The organism is Cypionkella sp. (genome assembly GCF_036782355.1).
Taxonomy (GTDB): Bacteria; Pseudomonadota; Alphaproteobacteria; order Rhodobacterales; family Rhodobacteraceae; genus Cypionkella.
In genome coordinates this window covers 1-1,982 of sequence record NZ_DAIPZF010000075.1, presented here as the reverse complement: position 1 = coordinate 1,982, position 1,982 = coordinate 1, and the positions used below count along the sequence as shown (strand labels likewise).

2 protein-coding genes are annotated in these 1,982 nt (G+C 62.8%); one reads left to right on the top strand and one right to left on the bottom strand.

Annotation, left to right across the window (positions count from 1 at the left end):
* Positions 1–40: 40 nt before the first annotated feature.
* Entirely contained in the window at positions 41–1,138 is a 1,098-nt protein-coding gene (tsaD, locus tag V7Q10_RS15560; RefSeq protein WP_333870051.1) for a tRNA (adenosine(37)-N6)-threonylcarbamoyltransferase complex transferase subunit TsaD, read from the bottom strand.
* Between the two features lie 45 nt (positions 1,139–1,183).
* Between tsaD and V7Q10_RS15555 the strand changes: the two genes are divergently transcribed.
* A complete protein-coding gene (locus V7Q10_RS15555) occupies positions 1,184–1,894 on the top strand; it encodes a uroporphyrinogen-III synthase (protein WP_333870050.1) in 711 nt (236 codons plus the stop codon).
* The last annotated feature ends 88 nt before the right edge of the window (positions 1,895–1,982 follow it).

Genomic DNA, 1,982 nt, shown 5'->3' with positions numbered 1-1,982 from the left:
GCAAGAGCCGTGCCAAAAGCGCCTGCGCCAAGGATGCCGATCACGACTTTGCCCCCTTTTTGCCCGACCCAAGCATCGGGGCCGCCGTGGCATCCAAAGGCCAGCGCGGGCGGGCGGAGAGGCTGGCATCATCGCGCCCACCTGAGCGAAACCGCTCGATCCCCGCCCAGGCGATCATCGCGGCATTGTCGGTGCAAAGCGCCAAAGGTGGGGCGAAAAACGCAGCGCCGTTATCGGCACAAACAGTCTCTAACTTGGCGCGAATAGCGGTATTTGCCGCCACGCCACCCGCAACGGCAAAGGCGGGCACCTCGGGCGAAAGCGCAAGATAGACCGCCAAAGCCCGGCGGGTTTTCTCGGCCAAAACATCGGCAACGGCTGCCTGAAACCCTGCGCACAGATCGCGCCGATCCTGAACCGTCAGCCCGCCTTTTTCTGCAAGGATCGCGTCGCGCGCACGTAATAGAGCCGTTTTAAGCCCCGAGAACGACATATCGCAGCCCGCCCGATCCAGCAGCGGCCGCGGAAAGGCAAAGCGTTTGGCATCGCCATGCAGCGCTTCGGCCTGCACCAGCGGCCCGCCGGGTTGCGCCAGACCCAAAAGCTTGGCGGTTTTGTCAAAAGCCTCGCCCGGGGCATCGTCGATGGTGCCGCCAAGGCGTTCGAATTTATCAGCGGAATGCGCGATCAGAAACTGGCAATGACCGCCTGAAACCAGCAGCATCAGATAGGGAAAGGCGAGCCCATCGGTCAGCCGTGGCGTCAGCGCGTGGCCGGCCAAATGGTTAACGCCAACCAGCGGCAAGCCCGTCGCCGCCGTCAGCCCCTTGGCCAACATCACCCCAGACAGCACACCGCCGATCAGCCCCGGCCCTGCGGTGACCGCGATACCGTCCAGATCTGCCAAGCGCAGCCCCGCCTGTGACAAGGCGCGTTCGACGCAATGATCCAGCCGCTCGGCATGGGCGCGGGCGGCAATTTCTGGCACAACACCGCCAAAATCTGCATGCAGCGCCGTCTGGCCTTCGACGATCGAGGCCAGAACCTGCGCCGAGCCGCCCAGCTGATGGCGCACGACCGCTGCGGCCGTGTCATCACAGCTCGACTCGATGCCCAGAAAGGTCAGTGTGTTTGCCATGTTCCGCCGTTGATTGCTGCCCTCTTCGCAGGTAACACCTAGGGCATGGTCAGACAATCCCAAGCCAGCTTTCTGTTGACGCGGCCTTTGGCGCAAAGCCAGCGGTTTGCGCATGGGCTGATCGGTGATGTCGTGATCTCGCCGCTGATGGAGCCAGAGTTTCTGCGGCCCGATATTGCGCAAAAACCCTATGCGGCGATGATCTTTACCTCGGAAACCGGGGTGTTGGCGGCGGCGGGTTTGCGGGTTTCGCTGCCAAAGCGCGCCTTTTGTGTCGGCAAGCGCACCGCGCTTGCAGCCGCTGCTCAGGGCTGGCAGGCGGTCTCGGCGGATGGCAATGCGGCGGATCTGGCGGCTTTGATTCTGGCACAAAACCTGAAGGGGCCGCTGTTGTTGTTACAGGCGCAAGAGGCCGCAACCAGCCTGCGTGATGCTCTGATTTCGGCAGGATTAGAGCCAGTTTTGGCCCAAGTCTACCGGCAAAGGCCCTTGCCGCTGACCCCGCAGGCTGTGGCTTTGTTGCAGGGCACGGCGCCGGTTCTGCTGCCACTGTTTTCGCCGCGTTCGGCCAAGCTGTTTTGCGCGGAATACCGCCGCATCGCGGGGTCTGCACCGGTCTTTGTCGCGGCGATCAGCTTGGCCGTTCTTGCAGAGCTGGATATTCCAGCGCAGGGTGTTGCGGTGGCCCAGCAGCCAGACGCTGCATCGCTGCGGCAAGCCTTGGCCCAAGTGACGCAGCAAGCGCTTGGTTCTTGAACCTTGCCGCCTCAGGGCATTAACTTGGGTAAAGCAAAGAGTGGGGCGATCATGTCAGACAAAGAACCAGAAGCGATCACGCCCGAGG